The organism is Streptomyces sp. NBC_00236, from assembly GCF_036195045.1.
Taxonomy (GTDB): domain Bacteria; phylum Actinomycetota; class Actinomycetes; order Streptomycetales; family Streptomycetaceae; genus Streptomyces.
This window is the reverse complement of record NZ_CP108100.1, coordinates 6,506,920-6,524,713: the sequence shown is the minus strand read 5'-3', so window position 1 is coordinate 6,524,713 and position 17,794 is coordinate 6,506,920. Positions and strand designations below refer to the sequence as shown.

Sequence of the window (17,794 nt, the reverse complement as noted above, 5' to 3'; positions counted from 1 at the left end):
TCACTTTCCTTCCCGGTCGGATTCGACCGAAGCGTAGCTGTTCCCGCCCTGGGGAACCCCGCCCCGGACGCCATCAACATCAACGGCGGCATGACCGCCGGTGGACCCGAAGCCCCCTTCGGCCCGCGCCGAACCGGGAAGCTCCGACACTTCGTGGAAGCGCACCTTCTCGACCTGCTGCACGACCAGTTGGGCAATCCGGTCGAACCGCTCGAACCGCACGGACTCGCGCGGGTCGAGATTGATGACGATCACCTTGATCTCTCCACGGTACCCGGCATCCACCGTCCCCGGAGCATTCACCAGAGCGACTCCACACCGTGCGGCGAGGCCGGACCGAGGGTGCACGAACGCGGCGTACCCGTCCGGCAGGGCGATCGAAACCCCGGTGGGGAGTACGGCCCGCTCACCCGGCGCCAGCTCGGCGGCCTCGGTGGTGACCAGGTCGGTTCCGGCGTCGCCCGGGTGCCCGTACGCCGGAATCGGCACCTCCGGGTCGAGCCGGCGGATCAGGACGTCCACGGGACGGCGCATCAGGGGTTCACCTCGAAGGCACGGGCCCGCTTGACCTGGTCGGGGTCGGCCATCGCGGCCTGGATCTCGGCCGGGCGGCCGTTGTCGATGAAGTGGTCGACCTTGACCTCGATGAACAGGGCCTCCGCGCGGACCGCGACGGGCCCGTCCGGGCCGCCGATCCGGCCGGTCGCCCGGGAGTAGATCTTCCGCCCGTGCACGGCGGTGATCTCGGCGTCCAGGAACAGCACGGTGTCCACCGGCACGGGGCGGACGAAGTCCGTCTCCAGCCGTCCGGTCACCGCGATCACGCGCAGCAGCCAGTTCAGCGAGCCGAGCGTCTCGTCCAGCGCGGTGGCCAGCACCCCGCCGTGGGCGAGGCCCGGGGCGCCCTGGTGGGCGGCCTGCACGGTGAACTCGGCGGTGACGCCGACACCCTCACCGGCCCGCGCCTGGAGGTGCAGCCCGTGCGGCTGTCCGTCGCCGCAGCCGAAACAGTGTTCGTAGTGCGCGCCGAGCAGCTCGCCCGGTGCCGGGGCGTCGGGATGCCGGACCGGTTTCACCGCGTCGGCGGGGGGCTTCAGAGCCGCAGATGTTCCACTCACAGCCGCAGACCTTACCCGCGCGGGTACCCGCAGGTCGCGCCGTGCCAAGCTTGGGTTCATGCAGCCTTCCACCCCGCCGTTCGACGAACGTCTCACCGCACCCCGTTCGTGGTGGTTCATCGCCCTCATGGTCGGCATCGCGTGCGCGCTGATGCTGCTGCCGCTGGGCACCCTGCCCCTGCTCGCCGGGCTGGCCGGCGGCACCGTGCTGTCGGCGGTGGCGGTCAGCTCGTACGGCTCCGCGCGGATCCGGGTGGTGGCCGGCGCCCTCGTCGCGGGCGACGCGCGGATCCCGGTGTCGGCGCTCGGCGAGGCCGAGGTGCTGGACGCCGAGGAGGCGCGCGCCTGGCGCTCGCACAAGGCGGACACCCGGGCCTTCATGCTGCTGCGCAGCTACATCCCCACGGCGGTGCGCGTGGAGATCACGGATCCCGATGACCCGACCCCGTACGTGTATCTGTCGACCCGTGAGCCGCAGGCGCTGGCAGCGGCCCTGAAGGCGGCCGGCCCGGCCTAGCGCCTGCCGTCACGCTGCCGTCGTCGCCCGAAGGGCGGCCGCGCGGCGTCAGGCCCTACGGGTCTCTCGGGCCCTCGTGGCCCTCCGCGGTCCCGGGCAGGGCCTTGTACGGGCGCTCGGGCCGTTCCAGCGGCGGCAGGTCGGTCAGGCGGTCCCAGGGGATCTGCCGCTCGCGCAGGTCCTTCCTGACCCGTTCGGCGAGCTTCTTGGTGTCGCGCCGGTTCATCATCGCGCCGACGGCGGCGCCGATCATGAACGGGATGAGGTTGGGCAGATCGCGCACGGTGCGCTTCATGATCTGCTGGCGCAGCTCACGCTTCATCTGGCCGCCGAGCGCCGCGTTCACCGTCGTGGGGTGGGCGACGTCGATACCGCGCTCCTCCGTCCAGGACGTGAGGTAGGCGGTGGAGCGCTGGGCGATGCTGCCGGGCGGGCGCAGTCCGTAGACCTCGTGCAGCTCCGCCACGAGCTTCATCTCGATCGCGGCCACACCGGTGATCTCCGCGGCCAGCTCGGCGAGCATGGCGGGCGGGACGGGCATCATGGCCGCTGCGCCGATTCCGGCGCCGACGGTCGCGGTGGCCCTGCTCGCTCCGGCGATGAGCCGGTCGGCGATCTCGTCGGGCCCCAGGCCCGGGAACTGCTTGCGCAGGGTGGCGAGGTCGCGCACAGGGACGCGGGGAGCGATGTCGATGATCAGGTCGGCGATATGACCGATCGCCGCCTTGGCGCTCTCCCCGCCCTTGCGTACGCCCCGTTTCACAGACTTCAGACGGCCTGCCCCGGTCACGGGCTCCGTCCTGTCGACCTGTCCGGCCCTGTCGGCCGCGTCGACTTCCGCAGCCGCCTCGATGGCTGCGACAGCTGCTTCGACTGCTTCGAGCGAGGCCGACGGGCCTCGCTCGTCGTCGTGTTCGCCCGGCGTGGGTGGCAGGGCGGACCGCTCGGCAGGCGCTGTGACGCCCTCTGCCGAACCTGTACCGCCCTGTTGCGCCTCCGGCTCTTCGTTGCGCCGGCGGCGCCGCTTCCGGAACGGTGAGTCCCCTGCCACGGCCGACCGGACCTCAGTCGCAGTCGCGGCAGATCGGCTGACCGTTCTTCTCGCGGGCCAGCTGACTGCGGTGGTGCACGAGGAAGCAGCTCATGCAGGTGAACTCGTCGGCCTGCTTGGGCAGGACCCTTACGGCCAGTTCTTCGTTGGACAGGTCTGCGCCGGGCAGCTCCAGTCCTTCGGCCGCATCGAATTCGTCGACGTCGACGGCGGACGCCGTCTTGTCGCTCCGGCGAGCCTTGAGCTCTTCAAGGCTGTCCTGATCGACGTCGTCGTCGGTCTTGCGTGGGGTGTCGTAATCCGTTGCCATTGTCGCTCTCCCCCTCTGGGTGTCTGCGGTGTCTCAGCGCACGTAACGCGTGAGAGGCCGGACTTGTGCCCGACCCGAGGCGGAGATTTTGCCTCACATCAAGGTCTGTTACTCAATCGACACCCAAAAGGACCGCTCGAGAGTGATCAGCTTGGGTGGCGATGGGGACCGTACACGGTCCCGGCGGTGCCGTTTACCAGCACCACCCCGTGTACTTCCCGTGATATCGGCCCCCGAAAACCCGACTTTTGCCGGATTTTCGGTAGGATCCCCGATCACGGAGCGTGGGCGGGCGGAAATTCGCTCCTGTGATCGATCACACACGGTTCTCCCGGGATCGAGTCCCGAAAATTCCGCTCAAAGCGAACAAAAATAATCCGCTCACCTCGCGCCCCGCCCCGCTTCTCAGACGGGCAGTGAGACGCGCATCACAAGACCACCGCCTTCGCGGGGCTCCGCGATGATACGGCCTCCGTGAGCGCGCGCGACGGAACGCGCGATCGACAGGCCGAGACCCACCCCCTTGTCGCTGCCCGTTCGCTCCGTACGCAGCCGTCTGAAGGGCTCGAAGAGGTTGTCGATCTCGTAGGCAGGCACCACGGGTCCGGTGTTCGTGACCACCATCAGGGCCTGCCCCGGCATCAGCTCGGTGCTGACCTCGACCCAGCCGTCCGCCGGAACGTTGTAGCGCACGGCGTTCTGTACGAGATTGAGCGCGATCCGCTCCAGCAGGACACCGTTGCCCTGGACCACGGCCGGGGCCAGCTCGCCGCGCATCTCCACGCCCTTGGCCTCCGCCTCGCCCCGCGCCTGGTCCAGCGCGCGGGAGGCCACCTCGGCCAGGTCCACGGGCTTGCGCTCGACGATCTGGTTGTCGCTGCGGGCGAGCAGCAGCAGGCCCTCGACGAGCTGCTCACTGCGTTCGTTGGTGGCCAGCAGCGTCTTGCCCAGCTGTTTGAGCTCGGGGGGTGCCTGTGGATCGGAGAGGTGGACCTCCAGCAGCGTGCGGTTGATGGCCAGGGGGGTGCGCAGCTCGTGCGACGCGTTCCCGACGAACCGCTGCTGCGCGGTGAAGGCCCGCTCCAGCCGTTCCAGCATGTCGTCGAAGGTGTCGGCCAGCTCCTTGAGCTCGTCGTCCGGGCCGTCCAGCTCGATGCGGCGGGACAGGTCGGTTCCGGCCACCCTGCGCGCGATGCGGGTGATCCGGCCCAGCGGCGAGAGCACCCGCCCGGCCATGGCGTATCCGAAGGCGAAGGCGATGACGCTCAGGCCCACGAGGGCCAGCAGCGACCGGTTGAGGAGCGTGTCGAGCGCCTGCTGGCGCTGATGGTTGACGCAGGTGTTCACCGCGGCGTTGAAGTCGTCCGCGGGCGCGTTCTCGGGCAGGTTGCAGATCTCGCTGGTCACCTTGCCGCTGACGATCTTGAACGGCAGCTCGCTGCCCACGTGCAGGGCCTGGGCGGCCAGCATGTAGATGATCGACAGCAGCAGGATGCCGGCGATCAGGAACATGCCGCCGTACAGCAGGGTGAGCCGTATCCGGATGGTCGGGCGCAGCCAGGGGTACGGGGGCTCCTGCTGCTTGGGCTCCCAGGTGGGTTTCGGGGGCGCCGCCGCGGGGGGCGGGACGGTGGGCACCGGCCTCAGATCCGGTAACCGGAGCCGGGCACCGTGACGATCACCGGCGGCTCGCCGAGCTTGCGCCGCAGGGTCATGACGGTCACCCGGACGACGTTGGTGAACGGGTCGGTGTTCTCGTCCCAGGCCTTCTCCAGGAGCTGCTCCGCCGAGACGACGGCGCCCTCGCTGCGCATCAGGACCTCCAGCACCGCGAACTCCTTGGGAGCGAGCTGCACCTCCTGGTCGCCGCGGAAGACCTCACGTCGGTTGGGGTCGAGCTTGATCCCGGCGCGCTCCAGGACGGGCGGCAGGGCGACCGTCGTACGGCGGCCCAGCGCCCGGACCCGGGCGGTCAGCTCACTGAAGGCGAAGGGCTTGGGCAGGTAGTCGTCCGCACCGAGCTCCAGGCCCTCAACCCGGTCGCTGACGTCCCCGGACGCGGTGAGCATGAGCACCCGGGTCGGCATCCCCAGCTCCACGATCCGGCGGCAGACGTCGTCGCCGTGCACCAGGGGGAGGTCCCGGTCGAGCACCACGACGTCGTAGTCGTTGACCTCGATGCGCTCCAGGGCCGCGGCGCCGTCGTACACGACATCGACGGCCATGGCCTCACGGCGCAATCCGGTGGCCACCGCATCGGCGAGCAGCTGCTCGTCCTCCACGACGAGTACGCGCACGGCGCTTCCTTCCTTAGAACTTCACGGCAGAACCGAACTTCACGGCGGGACTCCGCTGTGTGACTCCACAACGTTCCCGACAGACCGGCGGAGCGTCCGGACGGACCCGTGGTCCATGATCCAGAACCTGTCCCGGCACGGTCTGTGCGGCTCCATCCTGCCCGTAACGCGTATAAACCGGCGGTAAGACGGCGCGGCCCGACCTGCGGCTTCCGGGAATTCGAAGGATTCCCGGGCCAGTTGAGGTTTCTCTGAGGGTTGGGCAGGGGAGGACGAATTCACACCCGCGATCACGTCTTGTATGTGGCGTGCCACAGGCCCCTCCGTCCCCCGGAGAGTGCGTGATCACCCGCCCTACCGCCTCGGCGGAGGGAAACCCGGGCACACCCCCGTGCCACCGACCCACGATGAGGGGGCGCTTCATGGACGCTTTCACCGCAGGTCTGCTGCAACGCATCCAGACCACCGAGTCCGACCTCACGAAGGCCCGCGAGACGGGCGACGACTTCCTCGCGGATGTCGAGCAGGGCGAGCTGGACGACCTGCACCGCCTCGCCGCCGAGCACGGTGTTCACATCGGCGCCACAAGCGTCTGAGCCGTCACGAGAAGGCCCCGCGATGCCGCATGCGCATCCGCGGGGCCTTTTCGGTTCCGGTGACGTCCACGGCCCGCCCAGCGGCCCTCCCGGGGGTGTGGACGGCCGGTTCTCAGTCGTGCCAGGCGCCGAGCTCCTCCAGCAGCGCCTGAAGGGGCTCGAAGACCCCGGGCGCCGCGGCCACGGTCAGGCCGCCGTCGGCGGGGAGTCCCGGGCGGCCGCCGGTCAGCGCGCCCGCCTCCCGGGCGATCAGGTCACCGGCCGCGAGGTCCCACGGATGGAGGCCGCGCTCGTAGTAGCCGTCGAGGCGCCCGGCGGCGACGTCACAGAGGTCGATCGCCGCGGAACCGCCGCGCCGGATGTCCCGCAGTCGCGGGATCAGCACACGGGCCACGTCCGCCTGGTGCGCGCGGACGTCGGCGACGTAGTTGAAGCCGGTCGACACGAGCGCCTGGTCGAGCGGCGGGGCCGGCCGGCAGCGGAGCCGGGCACCTTCCCCGTACGCCCCGCCCTTTGCGTACGCACCGCCTCCGAGGACCGCGTGGTAGGTCTCCCCGCGCATCGGGACCTCCACGACGCCCACGATCCGTTCGCCGTCGCGTTCCGCGGCGACGGAGACGGCCCACGTGGGCAGGCCGTAGAGGTAGTTCACGGTGCCGTCGAGCGGGTCGATCACCCAGCGGATGCCGCTGCTGCCCTCGGAACTGGCGCCTTCCTCGCCGAGGAAGCCGTCGTGCGGGCGGCGCTCGGACAGGAAGCCGGTGATCAGCTTCTCGGCGGCGATGTCCATCTCGGTGACGACGTCCACCGGACTGGACTTGGTCGCGGCCACCCCCAGATCGGCCGGGCGGCCGTCGCGCAGCAGCGCTCCGGCGCGCCGGGCGACGTCCAGGGCGAGGTCGAGCAGTTCGGGCAGCAGGGGGTCGGTCACGGCGCTCCCAGAGGGGTGAGGGGTTCGGATCGGATCGCTCTACGCGTACGGGCTGTCGGCACCCGCGGCGGCCGGCTTGAGCGCCCTGGCCGGACAGCAGCCGACCGGGCAGAGGTCGTGGCTCGCCCCGAGGCTCCCGAGCGCGCACCGCTCCCGGCCCAGGCCCTTCTCGGTGGCGGCGCGCTCCAGCACCAGGTCGCGCACGGCCGCCGCGAACCGCGGATCGGCACCGACCGTCGCGGACCGGCGCACCGTGAGCCCGAGCTCGGCCGCCTTCGCGGTGGCCTCGGTGTCGAGGTCGTAGAGGACCTCCATGTGGTCCGAGACGAAGCCGATGGGTGCCATGACCACGGCGGGGACCCCGTCACCGTGCAGCGACTCCAGGTGGTCGCAGATGTCAGGCTCCAGCCACGGGATGTGCGGGGCGCCGCTGCGCGACTGGTAGACGAGCTGCCAGGGGTGCGCGACGCCGGTCCGCTCGGCCACGGCCGCCACGATCAGCCTGGCCACGTCCAGGTGCTCGGCGACGTAGGCGCCGCCGTCGCCGTGTTCCTCCACCGGGCCCGAGGTGTCGGCGGCCGAGGTGGGGATGGAGTGCGTGGTGAAGGCGAGATGCGCGCCCGCCCGCTGCTCCGGCGACAGCTCGGCCAGCGAGGCCAGGACGCCTTCCACCATCGGCTCGACGAAGCCGGGGTGGTTGAAGTAGTGCCGCAGCTTGTCGACGCGCGGCACCGGCAGGCCCTCGGCCTCCAGGACGGCCAGCGACTCGGCGAGGTTCTCGCGGTACTGCCGGCAGCCGGAGTACGAGGCGTAGGCGCTCGTCGCCAGGACGGCGATGCGGCGGTGCCCGGCCCGGGCCATCTCGCGCAGGGTGTCGGTCAGATAGGGCGCCCAGTTGCGGTTGCCCCAGTACACCGGCAGATCCAGTCCGTGCTCCGTGAAGTCCTTGCGCAGCGCGTCGAGCAGCGCCCGGTTCTGGGCATTGATCGGGCTGACGCCGCCGAAGAGGAAGTAGTGCTTGCCGACTTCCTTCAGCCGCTCCTCGGGGATCCCCCGGCCACGGGTCACGTTCGCCAGGAACGGAACCACGTCGTCCGGGCCTTCGGGGCCTCCGAAGGAGAGCAGCAACAGGGCGTCGTAGGGAGCGGGATCGCGCAGATCGGACATGACGTCGATCCTGCCACCCGTCCGCAGCCCGCTTCCCACCGACATCCGCACCGCGGCCACGGCCCGCTTCCCACCGACATCCGCACCGCGGCCACGGCTCGCATCCCGCCGGCGTACGTTCCGTGGCCACGGCTCGCATCCGGCCGGGGTACGTTCCGCAGCGACGGCTCGCATCTGTCGGCCGTCGGGCACCATCCCCGGCGCGCCCGCCGGGAATCCCGCTGTCGGGCACACGGGCGCGCCCGTAAGCTGTATCGGCCACGTTCACCCCTGACACCGCGTGTGATCACGCCGTAGCGGAGCCCCCCTTGCCCAGTCCCTACCGCGCGATCTTCGCTGCCCCCGGCACCAAGGGGTTCTCCTCGGCCGGCTTCTTCGGCCGGATGCCGCTGTCCATGATGGGCATCGGCGTGGTGACCATGATCTCCCAGCTCACCGGCCGGTACGGGCTGGCCGGCGCGCTCTCCGCGACGCTGGCGATGTCGGCCGCGGTCGTCGGACCGCAGGTGTCCAGGCTGGTGGACAGGCACGGGCAGCGCCGGGTGCTGCGTCCCGTGACGCTCGTCGCGCTGGCGGCCGTGGCCGGCCTGCTGGTCTGCGCGCAGCAGCGGCTGCCCGACTGGACCCTGTTCGTCTTCGCCGCGGGGGCGGGCTGCGTGCCCAGTGTCGGGTCGATGGTCCGGGCGCGCTGGGCGGAGATCTACCGCAGCTCGGCACGGCAGCTGCACACCGCGTACGCGTGGGAGTCGATCGTCGACGAGGTCTGCTTCATCTTCGGCCCGATCATCTCCATCGGGCTCTCCACCGCGTGGTTCCCGGAGGCGGGCCCGCTGGTCGCCGCCGGGTTCCTGCTCGTCGGAGTGTTCTGGCTGACCGCCCAGCGGGCCACCGAACCCGTGCCGCACCCGCACGCCCGGCACACCACAGGCTCCGCACTCGGCTCGCGCGGGCTTCAGGTCCTGGTGGTCACCTTCGTGGCGACGGGGGCGATCTTCGGGGCGGTCGACGTGGTGACGGTGGCCTTCGCCGAGGAGCAGGGGCACAAGGCGGCGGCCAGCCTGGTGCTGGCGGTGTACGCGCTGGGGTCCTGTCTGGCCGGGGCCGTGTTCGGCCTGCTGCATCTCAAGGGCAGGTCATCCACCCGGTGGCTGGTGGGAGTGTGTGCGATGGCCGTGAGTATGATCCCCCTCCAACTGGCCGGGAACCTGCCGTTCCTGGCCGTGGCGCTCTTTGTCGCGGGTCTCTCCGTCGCACCGACGATGGTCACGACCATGGCCCTCGTCGAACAGCACGTACCGCGCACCAGACTGACCGAGGGCATGACCTGGACCAGCACCGGGCTCGCCGTAGGCGTGGCGCTCGGCTCCTCGGCCGCCGGCTGGGTGGTCGACGCTTCGGGGGCGAAGGCGGGGTACGCGGTGCCCGCCGTGGCGGGAGCGCTCGCGGCCGCGGTGGCGTTCCTGGGGTACCGCCGGCTCACAGGGCCGGTTCCTACGGAAGGGCGCGGGGAAGATGACCGACACCTACGCACGGACGACGACGAGCGCGTGGCATAACTGGGCGGGGAACGTCACCGCCCGCCCGGCAAGGGCCGTGTCCCCCGCCTCCGTGGACGAACTCGCCGAGGCGCTGCGCAGGGCGTCCGAGGACGGTCTGAAGGTGAAGCCGGTCGGCACCGGCCATTCGTTCACGGCGACCGCCGCCACCGACGGGCTGCTGATCCGTCCCGATCTGCTCACCGGCATCCGCGACATCGACCGCGCGGCGATGACGGTGACCGTCGAGGCAGGCACCCCGCTGAAGCGGCTCAACACCGCACTGGCCCGCGAGGGGCTCTCGCTCACCAACATGGGCGACATCATGGAGCAGACCGTCGCCGGGGCCACCTCGACCGGCACCCACGGCACCGGCCGCGACTCGGCGTCCATATCCGCGCAGATACGTGCCCTGGAAATGGTCACGGCGGACGGCACGGTGCTGACCTGCTCGGAGACGGAGAACCCGGAGATCTTCGCCGTCGCCCGGATCGGGCTCGGCGCGCTGGGGGTCATTACGGCCCTCACGTTCGCCGTGGAGCCGGTCTTCCTGCTGACGGCACGTGAGGAACCGATGGCCTTCGACAAGGTCACGGCGGACTTCGATCAGCTGGTGACCGAGAACGAGCACTTCGAGTTCTACTGGTTCCCGCACACGGGGAACTGCAACACCAAGCGGAACAACCGGAGCGCGGGCCCGGCCGCCCCGCCCGGCAAGGTCAGCGGCTGGATCGAGGACGAGCTCCTCTCCAACGGCGTCTTCCAGGTGGCCTGCTCGCTCGGCCGCGCGGTCCCCGCCACGATCCCCTCGATCGCCAAGCTCTCCAGCCGGGCCCTGTCCGCGCGTACGTACACCGACATCCCCTACAAGGTCTTCACCAGCCCGCGCCGGGTGCGGTTCGTGGAGATGGAGTACGCCCTGCCCCGCGAGGCCGCCGTGGGCGCGCTGCGCGAGGTCAAGGCGATGGTGGACCGTTCCCCGCTGCGGATCAGCTTCCCGGTGGAGGTGCGCACCGCCCCCGCGGACGACATCGCGCTCTCCACGGCCTCGGGCCGGGACAGCGCGTACATCGCGGTCCATCTGTACCGGGGCACGCCCTACCAGGCGTACTTCACGGCGGTCGAGCGGATCATGACCGCGCACGGCGGCCGCCCGCACTGGGGCAAGGTCAACACCCGTGACGCCGAGTACCTCTCCGGGGTGTACCCGCGCTTCGGCGAGTTCACCGCCGTACGGGACCGGCTGGACCCGGACCGGCTCTTCGCCAACGACTACCTGCGCCGGGTCCTGGGCGACTGACCCGGCCCCTTCCTCGGACGCCGTCGGCCTCCGCCCTGATTCAGGGCGGAGGCCGACGGCGTCCGAGGGGATGCGCTGACCGGTTCCTCACTCACTCCCCGGTGTCCGTGCCGGCGGGTGCGTCACCCTCCTGCGCCGGGGCGCTCCCCGTACCTGCCGGATCGGGCGTGGAGCTGCTGCCGTCGCCGGTGCTCGGGCTGGGGGCGGGCGCCGGAGCCGTGCTGCCGCCGGCGGATTCCGACGGGGTGGGCGTGGGCGTCGGGTCGGCGGTGGAGGTGCCGTCGCGGTCCGGATCCGGGTTCGCGCTCCGGCCGTCCTGCGGGTCGGCGCCGGGGGCCGTTCCATGGTCCTCGCCGGGTGCCGTGGCGTCCGGCTCCGGGTCGGTGCCGGTGGACGGTGCCGGGTCGGACGAACCCGAGCCCCGCTCACCGCGCACGACGGAGCCGACCGTGGTTCCGTGGCCGCCGCTCAGGTCGTTGCCGGAGACCAGCTCGAACGTGGTGATCCCGATCATCGACACGACGAACACGACGGCCGCCCCGAGGGCCGAGCGCTTCCAGCCGCGGATCCGGGTGCCGTGCGTCGTCGCCTGTGTGAACGCGTCGTCGGAAGCCGGGGCCGCAGCGAGCTGCCGGGCTCCGGCCGGCGCCTCGACGATCCGCGTACGGTCGGGGTCGGCGGTCGCCCTGCGCAGCACGGTCGTGGCGTCCACCTGCCGCAGGACGGTCGTGGCGTCGGCGTCCTTCGGGGCGCCGCCCCCGGGCATGTCCGCGGGGTCCACCCGCCGGAGCACGGTCGTGGCATCCGGCGGGCGCAGCATCGCGGTGGCGTCGGCGGATCCGGCGGCCTCGCGCAGGGCGACCCGGGTACCGGAGGTCTCCCATCGCGCGTCCGGATCGCCGCCGTCCCGCGTCTGGCGTGTGTGGACCGTCACCTCGCGGCCCGGGTGCTTCACATGGACGGTGACCTCGCGGATCTGCTCGCCCGTACGGCGGAAGAAGTGCTGGAAGACCGAGCCGCCGCAGGTGGCCACGATGCTCATCACCCCGGCGCCGAGAATCGTCCCGTACACGCCCAGTTGGGAGGCCGCCACCGCCGCCGCGACCGCCGCCACCGCACTGCCCGCCACCTGGGGCAGGCTCAGATCTATCCGCCTTTCTCTGGGTTCCGTGTCACTTTCCGGCTTCTGCACCATTTCCAGCCCTTGGTTGACATCTCTCCCACCATGCAACAACAAGGGACATTTGAACGAAGCGGATAGTTCCGCTTAAGTTGATTCTGTGAAGGGGGACACGCATTGCGGGCATCCCGCCTTCAACGGGGTACCTCAACTCCCGTGCCTCACGAGAACTTCGGCGGCGCGGCGGTCCACCCCGATGGCCCGAATGGAGTACTGTGGCGAGCCCTGGGGCCGGACTCCCGCGTGGAAGTCCGGAACCTTCGGGAGGGGGCCGAAGGAGGCACTCGATCCGGCGGCGCCGCGGCATCGCACGGGGGCCAGCTACGCGGAGTGACCATCGGTCACTTTGCGTTGCACAAGAGGTCACCGTGTCATACCGGCGATCAAGGGCTCACGCCCGACACGCCGGGCAACACGGCAATGTTGTGGCAGGCTGCACCCGGGCAGGCCACACTCGACTAGCGGAAGCAGCGACGCACGTGACGTCGGCAGGCACCACCCGGGAGGTCCCCATGCCCGAACTGCGTGTCGTGGCCGTCTCCAACGACGGCACACGACTGGTGCTCAAGGCTGCGGACAGCACGGAGTACACGCTTCCGATCGACGAGCGGCTGCGAGCCGCCGTGCGCAACGACCGCGCGCGGCTCGGCCAGATCGAGATCGAGGTGGAGAGTCACCTCCGACCCCGCGACATCCAGGCCCGGATACGAGCCGGTGCCTCCGCGGAGGAGGTCGCTCAGTTCGCCGGGATTCCGGTCGACCGTGTCCGCCGCTTCGAGGGCCCCGTGCTCGCGGAGCGCGCCTTCATGGCCGAGCGGGCCCGGAAGACTCCCGTGCGCCGTCCCGGCGAGAACACCGGCACCGGCCCGCAACTAGGCGAGGCGGTGCAGGAACGCCTCCTGCTGCGCGGCGCCGACAAGGAAACCGTCCAGTGGGACTCGTGGCGCCGCGACGACGGCACCTGGGAGGTCCTCCTGGTGTACCGGGTCGCCGGCGAGCCGCACTCGGCGAGCTGGACCTACGATCCGCCGCGCCGGCTGGTCCAGGCCGTCGACGACGAGGCACGCTCGCTGATCGGCGAGACCGATGACGTCGCCGCGCCCGAGCCCAGCTTCCCGTTCGTCCCCCGGATCGCCCGGCTGCCGCGCGACCGGCCGCTGGACCGCGCCCTGGACCGGCAGATGGAACGCCCCGCGCCGCCTCCGCCCCCGGAGCCGGAGGAGCGCATCGGCGGGGTCACCGCGAGCGAGCGGGACTCGCTCACCAGCCTGCTGGAGGCGGTACCGAGTTTCCGCGGCGACATGGTCGTTCCGGAACGGCCCGCGCCGCCCGAGCCGCCGGCGCTCGAACCCGCCCCCCACGAGCCGGAGGCGGAGGAGCCGCCGGCCCCCGCGGCCTCGGCGGGCGCGGGTTCCGCTTACGCGGACGTCCTGATGCCGCGTGCGGTCGCGGGGCATCGCGACCGGCTCACCGGTACGACGGACCGGCAGGCCGAGGCGGACGGGGTCCGGCCCGGCCGACGCGCCGCCGTGCCGAGCTGGGACGAGATCGTCTTCGGCACCCGCCGCAAGAAGCAGGACTGAGAGAGTCCGGGTGACAGCAGCATGACGAGGGCCCGTACGCAGCCGCGTACGGGCCCTCGTGCGCTGTCCCGGCGGAGCCGGAGCCTCCGGGACCGCCCCGCGGATCCCCTACCGGGGGTCGGGGCCCGTGGCGACCGGGCGGGACTCGTCGCGCGTCCAGTGCGACCAGGAGCCCGCGTAGAGGGCCGCGTCCGCGAAGCCTGCGATCTCCAGCGCCAGCACCTGGTGGGCGCCGGAGACCCCCGAGCCGCAGTAGACGCCGACCTCCCCGGCGTCCTCGGTGGCACCCAGTTCGAAGAACCGGGAGGCCAGCTGCTCGGCGGGAAGGAAACGTCCGTCCGCTCCGACGTTCTCCACCGTGGGGGCCGACACCGCACCCGGGATATGCCCGCCCACCCGGTCGAGCGGCTCCACTTCGCCCCGGTACCGTTCGGCCGCCCGCGCATCGAGCAGCAGGCCCGAGCGGGCCAGAGCGGCCGCGCCGTCCGCGTCCAGCAGCGGCAGCGCGCCGGGGACCGGGACGAAGTCCCCCTCCGCCGGGCTCGGAATCTCCTTCGACAACTCACCGGTCCACGCGGCGAGACCGCCGTCCAGCACCCGGACATCCCGGTGCCCCGTCCAGCGCAGCAGCCACCAGGCACGGGCCGCCGCCCAGCTCTGGCCGCCGTCGTACACGACGACCGAGCTGTCCCGGTTCACCCCGGCACGGCGCATGACAGCGCCGAATTCCACCGGATCGGGCAGGGGATGGCGTCCGCCGTCACCCGCCGGCCCCGAGAGTTCCGCCTCCAGGTCGACGAAGACCGCGCCGGGAAGGTGCCCGGCCTCGTAATCGGGCCGGCCATGGGGGCCGCCGAGCTGCCAACGTACGTCCAGGAGCACCGGCGGACGTGGCCCCGCCGACTCGCTCGCGCATTCGGATGCGGTGATGATGGGCTTCATGCGTGCCATCCTCGCGCAGAGGTCGGCCCGCCCGTAACAGCGCCGAAATGGATGTATCACCAGAAACCGGACCTCCTTGGTCGAGATCGCGGAAAACGCGGCGCGGCCGGGACGCATCACGTGCCGGGTGGTGCAAGCATCTGCACGGGGCGTACACATCCCGTACCGCACAACGGCGCGCCGGCCCCGTTCCCCCTGTACGGCCACCACGATGGTCGGAGGAGAGTGTGACGATGACCGAGGCTGCCGCTCGGCGAGCGCCCGGAACACCATGCTGGGTGAGCCTGATCGTGCACGGCCTGCACACGACCCAGAACTTCTACGCCGAACTGTTCGGCTGGGAGTTCGGTCCGGGCCCGGAGCAGCTCGGCCCGTACGTCCGGGCGCTGATCGACGGGAAGGAGGTCGCGGGCATCGGCCAGCTGCCGCCCGACCGGCACCTCCCGATCGCCTGGACGACCTATCTGGCCACGGACGACGCCGATCTCACGGCGGAGGCCATCCGCGCCTGCGGCGGCACGGTCGGTGTCGGACCGCTCGACGCCGGGGAGGCGGGCCGGATGGCCATCGCCTCCGACCCGGTCGGCGCCGTGTTCGGGATCTGGCAGGCGGCCGCCCACCTCGGCACCACGCTGGCCGGCGCCCCCGGCACTCCGGTCTGGAACGAGCTGGTGACCCGGGAGACGTCGACGGTCGCCAAGTTCTACCAGGCGGTCTTCGGGTACGACACCGAGGCGGTCGTCTCGGCCGACTTCGACTACCAGACCCTCCACCTGGACGGCCGCCCGGTGGCCTCGCTGCACGGCGTCGGCAACGCCCTGCCGCGCGACCGGGGCCCGCACTGGATGACGTACTTCGAGGTAGCCGACACGGACGAGGCCGCACGGCGCGTGGTGGAACTCGGCGGACACGTCCTGCAGCCGCCCAGGGAGGGATCCAACGGCAGGGTGGCCACCGTCGCGGACCCGGAGGGCGCAGCGTTCACGATCGTGCGGTCGGCGGGGCGCTGAGGCGCTCGCTCACCGGCCCGGGCTGCGCGATACCGACGCCCTGGAAGTGACCAGCAGACCGGCGGCGAGACAGGCGGTGACCAGGCCGCCGGCCGCCCACCGCAGGGCGGACCAGGGCGGGCGCGGCCGGCTGTTCGTCCAGCCGTACGGGGCATGGCGGGCGCCCTCGCTCCCCCACTCGGAACCGGGGTCGGTGTCCGTCGGCTCACGGGCACGTCTGCCGATAGGGAACTCCGGGAAGGTGGGCACTCCATTGGTCGGGAGTGAACTGCCGTCCCGTGCGCCGGCAGACGGCTCGGACCACGGCCGTCACCGACAGATCGTAGGTACGCGGCGGGGCATGGTCGCCGGCCGCGCGCAGCGTGTGGTTGCCGTCGAAGGCAAGGCTGCCGATGGTGTCCCCGGCCGTCGGGAGGGGGCTGCCGATGCGTTGGCGGGTGTTGGTGTCCCACAGCTGGAGGGCCCCTTCGTCACCGGCGACGGCCAGGGTCCGGCTGTCGGGTGTGAAGGCCAGGGCGGACACGTACTGGCGGGTGGGGGTGTCCGGGTCGACGAGTTCGCCCAGCCGTCGGGTGATCCGACCGTCCCACAGCACGATCCGACCGGAGCCCTCACCGACCGCCAGGTACTTCCCGTCGGGGCTGAACGCCATGGCTGTGGCCTGACCAGGGGTCCGTGCCGAGGAAAGCGGTGTGCCGGAGGGCATTCGGAACGCCGAACCGCTCAATGTGGTGAGCAGGGTCCCGTCCGGGCTCAGCACCGGACTGCCGGACGCCTCCGGGATGGACACGGCGATGGCCTTCTGCCCGAGGTCCCAGATCCGGGTGGTGGGCGAGGGGCCCGACGCCCCCGCGACTATCAGCTTCCCGTCGTCCGGGGTGAACGCGGTGTCCTGCCAGTCGCCCCTGCCGAGGTCGGCGCCGGACAGGGCCGTGGTGATACGCCGCCGGGCTGTGTCGTAGAGGGCGATCCGCCCCGGGGCGGACGCGTCGAAGCCTGTCACGCCGTAGGCGAGCGTCCGTCCTGTGGAGTTGAAGGCCAGCGACACGCTGCCGCAGCTGTACCGCCCGACGGCGCCGTCGGGCGGGCAGGACACGCGCGGTGGAGATGCGAGGAGTGCCCCGGTTCGCGCGTCGAGGACGCTGACGCGGAGGCGCCGGCCGTCCGGATCCGCGCGGGCTACGGCCAGCCTGTCGCCCGCGCGGCTGAAGCGTGTCAGAGCGGGAGCCCGGTCCCACCGGGAGCCGAACGCCTCTGCCAGGACGATGCGGCGTGCCTCGACCTCGCGGCTGCGTTGCTCGCTGCTCCGATTCTGCTGCCAGGCGGCCAGGCCGGCGAGGAGGCTGAGGACAAGGAGAGTGGACAGAGCGGTGATTCCGGCCCGGCGGCGGTGGCGCTCCCGTTTCCGGGCGCTGCGACTGGCTTCGAGGAACTCGGCTTCCAGTTCGGTCAGTTCACCCCCCTGCTCCGGGTCGGCGAAATATCCGGTGGCTTCGTCCAGACGCAGTCCCCGGCACAGAGCCCCGGTGTCGCGTTCCAGACTCTGCCAGTTGGCAGCCGCTTCCGTGAGCCGGCGCTGGGCGCGGAGCCGGTCACGGTCCGCGTCGAGCCAGGAACGCAGCAGGGGCCAGCCGGCGAGCACGGCCTCATGGGCGAGATCGACACAGTCTTCGTCAAGGGTGACGAGGCGAGCGCGGGCGAGGCGCTCCAGGACGATTTCGGTGTCCTCGGTGCTGCCGTTGCCCAGCGCGGCGATCTCGGCGCGCGGGGCGGAGCGGCGGGTGTCCGGAGTGCCCTGGCCCGGAGTGATCAGGCGGAGCAGGAGGCGCCGGGCGGCTTCCGCCTGAGCGGGCGACAGGCGCGCGTACAGGTCGTCCGCTGTGCGGGCGATCGCGCCCTGGATGCCGCCCGTCTCGTCGTAGGCCGCCTCGGTCAGCACCCTTCCCCTGCGGCGGCGCCAGATCTCCAGCAGCGCGTGGGACACCAGCGGGAGGCTGCCGTCCTCGTCGGCGGATTCGCTGAGGAGTCGAGCTGTCAGAGCCCGCTCCACGACGAGGCCGGCGTGCGCCGCGGGTTTGATGATCGCCTCGCGCAGCTCGTCCGGGCTCATCGGCGGCACCAGCATGCTCGCCCTGCGGGCCGCATCCGCGAGTGTTCGGTGCTGGGTGAGGTGACCGTAGAAGTCGGCGCGGACAGCGACCACGACGCGTACGCCGCTGCCGGTCCCGGTAGCGGAGCTCAGCAGTTCGACGAAGCG

Annotated in this window: 17 protein-coding genes; 6 read left to right on the top strand and 11 right to left on the bottom strand. The window is 71.6% G+C overall.

Annotated elements, in window-relative coordinates:
* Together dut and OG446_RS29185 are read right to left on the bottom strand one after the other, a co-directional pair.
* Positions 1-534 (bottom strand): dUTP diphosphatase, encoded by a 534-nt coding sequence (gene dut / locus OG446_RS29190; RefSeq protein ID WP_328896796.1) that lies wholly within the window; start codon positions 532-534, stop codon positions 1-3.
* Positions 534-1,118, bottom strand: a complete 585-nt coding sequence (locus OG446_RS29185) for a PaaI family thioesterase (protein ID WP_219570108.1) — start codon at positions 1,116-1,118, stop codon at positions 534-536. Before OG446_RS29185 ends, dut begins: the two co-directional genes overlap by 1 nt.
* Before the next feature lie 58 nt (positions 1,119-1,176).
* On the opposite strand from OG446_RS29185, the gene OG446_RS29180 reads away from it, so the two are divergent.
* Complete coding sequence (locus tag OG446_RS29180; RefSeq protein ID WP_328896795.1) at positions 1,177-1,635, top strand: DUF3093 domain-containing protein; 459 nt, start codon at positions 1,177-1,179, stop codon at positions 1,633-1,635.
* Between the two features lie 55 nt (positions 1,636-1,690).
* On the opposite strand, the gene OG446_RS29175 is transcribed toward OG446_RS29180, so the two are convergent.
* The 4 genes from OG446_RS29175 to OG446_RS29160 all read right to left on the bottom strand — a co-directional run bounded on the left by OG446_RS29175 (position 1,691) and on the right by OG446_RS29160 (position 5,293).
* Positions 1,691-2,686, bottom strand: a complete 996-nt coding sequence (locus OG446_RS29175) for a hypothetical protein (RefSeq protein ID WP_328896794.1) — start codon at positions 2,684-2,686, stop codon at positions 1,691-1,693.
* Between the two features lie 13 nt (positions 2,687-2,699).
* Entirely contained in the window at positions 2,700-2,996 is a 297-nt protein-coding gene (locus OG446_RS29170; RefSeq protein ID WP_003965732.1) for a DUF4193 domain-containing protein, read from the bottom strand.
* Positions 2,997-3,401: 405 nt separating this feature from the next.
* Complete coding sequence (locus OG446_RS29165) at positions 3,402-4,634, bottom strand: sensor histidine kinase (RefSeq protein WP_328896793.1); 1,233 nt, start codon at positions 4,632-4,634, stop codon at positions 3,402-3,404.
* Between the two features lie 5 nt (positions 4,635-4,639).
* Positions 4,640-5,293: a response regulator transcription factor gene (locus OG446_RS29160; protein WP_018551468.1), complete on the bottom strand. Its 654-nt coding sequence runs from the start codon at positions 5,291-5,293 to the stop codon at positions 4,640-4,642.
* Positions 5,294-5,715: 422 nt separating this feature from the next.
* Between OG446_RS29160 and OG446_RS29155 the strand changes: the two genes are divergently transcribed.
* Entirely contained in the window at positions 5,716-5,889 is a 174-nt protein-coding gene (locus OG446_RS29155) for a hypothetical protein (RefSeq protein ID WP_187285335.1), read from the top strand.
* A 112-nt stretch (positions 5,890-6,001) separates the two neighbouring features.
* On the opposite strand, the gene OG446_RS29150 is transcribed toward OG446_RS29155, so the two are convergent.
* Both OG446_RS29150 and OG446_RS29145 read right to left on the bottom strand, forming a co-directional pair.
* Positions 6,002-6,820 carry an inositol monophosphatase family protein gene (locus tag OG446_RS29150; RefSeq protein ID WP_326657391.1) on the bottom strand — a complete coding sequence of 273 codons (819 nt, stop codon included), beginning with the start codon at positions 6,818-6,820 and terminating at the stop codon, positions 6,002-6,004.
* 39 nt (positions 6,821-6,859) lie between these two features.
* Complete coding sequence (locus OG446_RS29145) at positions 6,860-7,987, bottom strand: ferrochelatase (protein ID WP_328896792.1); 1,128 nt, start codon at positions 7,985-7,987, stop codon at positions 6,860-6,862.
* Positions 7,988-8,295: 308 nt separating this feature from the next.
* Between OG446_RS29145 and OG446_RS29140 the strand changes: the two genes are divergently transcribed.
* Positions 8,296-9,543 (top strand): MFS transporter, encoded by a 1,248-nt coding sequence (locus tag OG446_RS29140; protein WP_328896791.1) that lies wholly within the window; start codon positions 8,296-8,298, stop codon positions 9,541-9,543.
* Positions 9,500-10,822 carry a D-arabinono-1,4-lactone oxidase gene (locus OG446_RS29135; protein WP_328896790.1) on the top strand — a complete coding sequence of 441 codons (1,323 nt, stop codon included), beginning with the start codon at positions 9,500-9,502 and terminating at the stop codon, positions 10,820-10,822. Before OG446_RS29140 ends, OG446_RS29135 begins: the two co-directional genes overlap by 44 nt.
* A 91-nt stretch (positions 10,823-10,913) precedes the next feature.
* On the opposite strand, the gene OG446_RS29130 is transcribed toward OG446_RS29135, so the two are convergent.
* Entirely contained in the window at positions 10,914-12,017 is a 1,104-nt protein-coding gene (locus tag OG446_RS29130; RefSeq protein WP_328896789.1) for a hypothetical protein, read from the bottom strand.
* A 497-nt stretch (positions 12,018-12,514) separates the two neighbouring features.
* On the opposite strand from OG446_RS29130, the gene sepH reads away from it, so the two are divergent.
* Complete coding sequence (gene sepH / locus OG446_RS29125) at positions 12,515-13,585, top strand: septation protein SepH (protein WP_328896788.1); 1,071 nt, start codon at positions 12,515-12,517, stop codon at positions 13,583-13,585.
* 108 nt (positions 13,586-13,693) lie between these two features.
* On the opposite strand, the gene OG446_RS29120 is transcribed toward sepH, so the two are convergent.
* Positions 13,694-14,527 carry a sulfurtransferase gene (locus OG446_RS29120; protein WP_328896787.1) on the bottom strand — a complete coding sequence of 278 codons (834 nt, stop codon included), beginning with the start codon at positions 14,525-14,527 and terminating at the stop codon, positions 13,694-13,696.
* A gap of 233 nt (positions 14,528-14,760) precedes the next feature.
* Between OG446_RS29120 and OG446_RS29115 the strand changes: the two genes are divergently transcribed.
* The gene (locus tag OG446_RS29115; protein WP_328896786.1) at positions 14,761-15,537 is read left to right on the top strand and encodes a VOC family protein; all 777 of its coding nucleotides are present in this window, start codon (positions 14,761-14,763) and stop codon (positions 15,535-15,537) included.
* Between the two features lie 205 nt (positions 15,538-15,742).
* Here OG446_RS29115 and OG446_RS29110 read toward each other — a convergent pair whose 3' ends face one another.
* On the bottom strand, positions 15,743-17,779 hold the full coding sequence (locus tag OG446_RS29110; protein ID WP_328898445.1) for a WD40 repeat domain-containing protein: 2,037 nt from the start codon (positions 17,777-17,779) through the stop codon (positions 15,743-15,745).
* Positions 17,780-17,794: the final 15 nt, after the last annotated feature.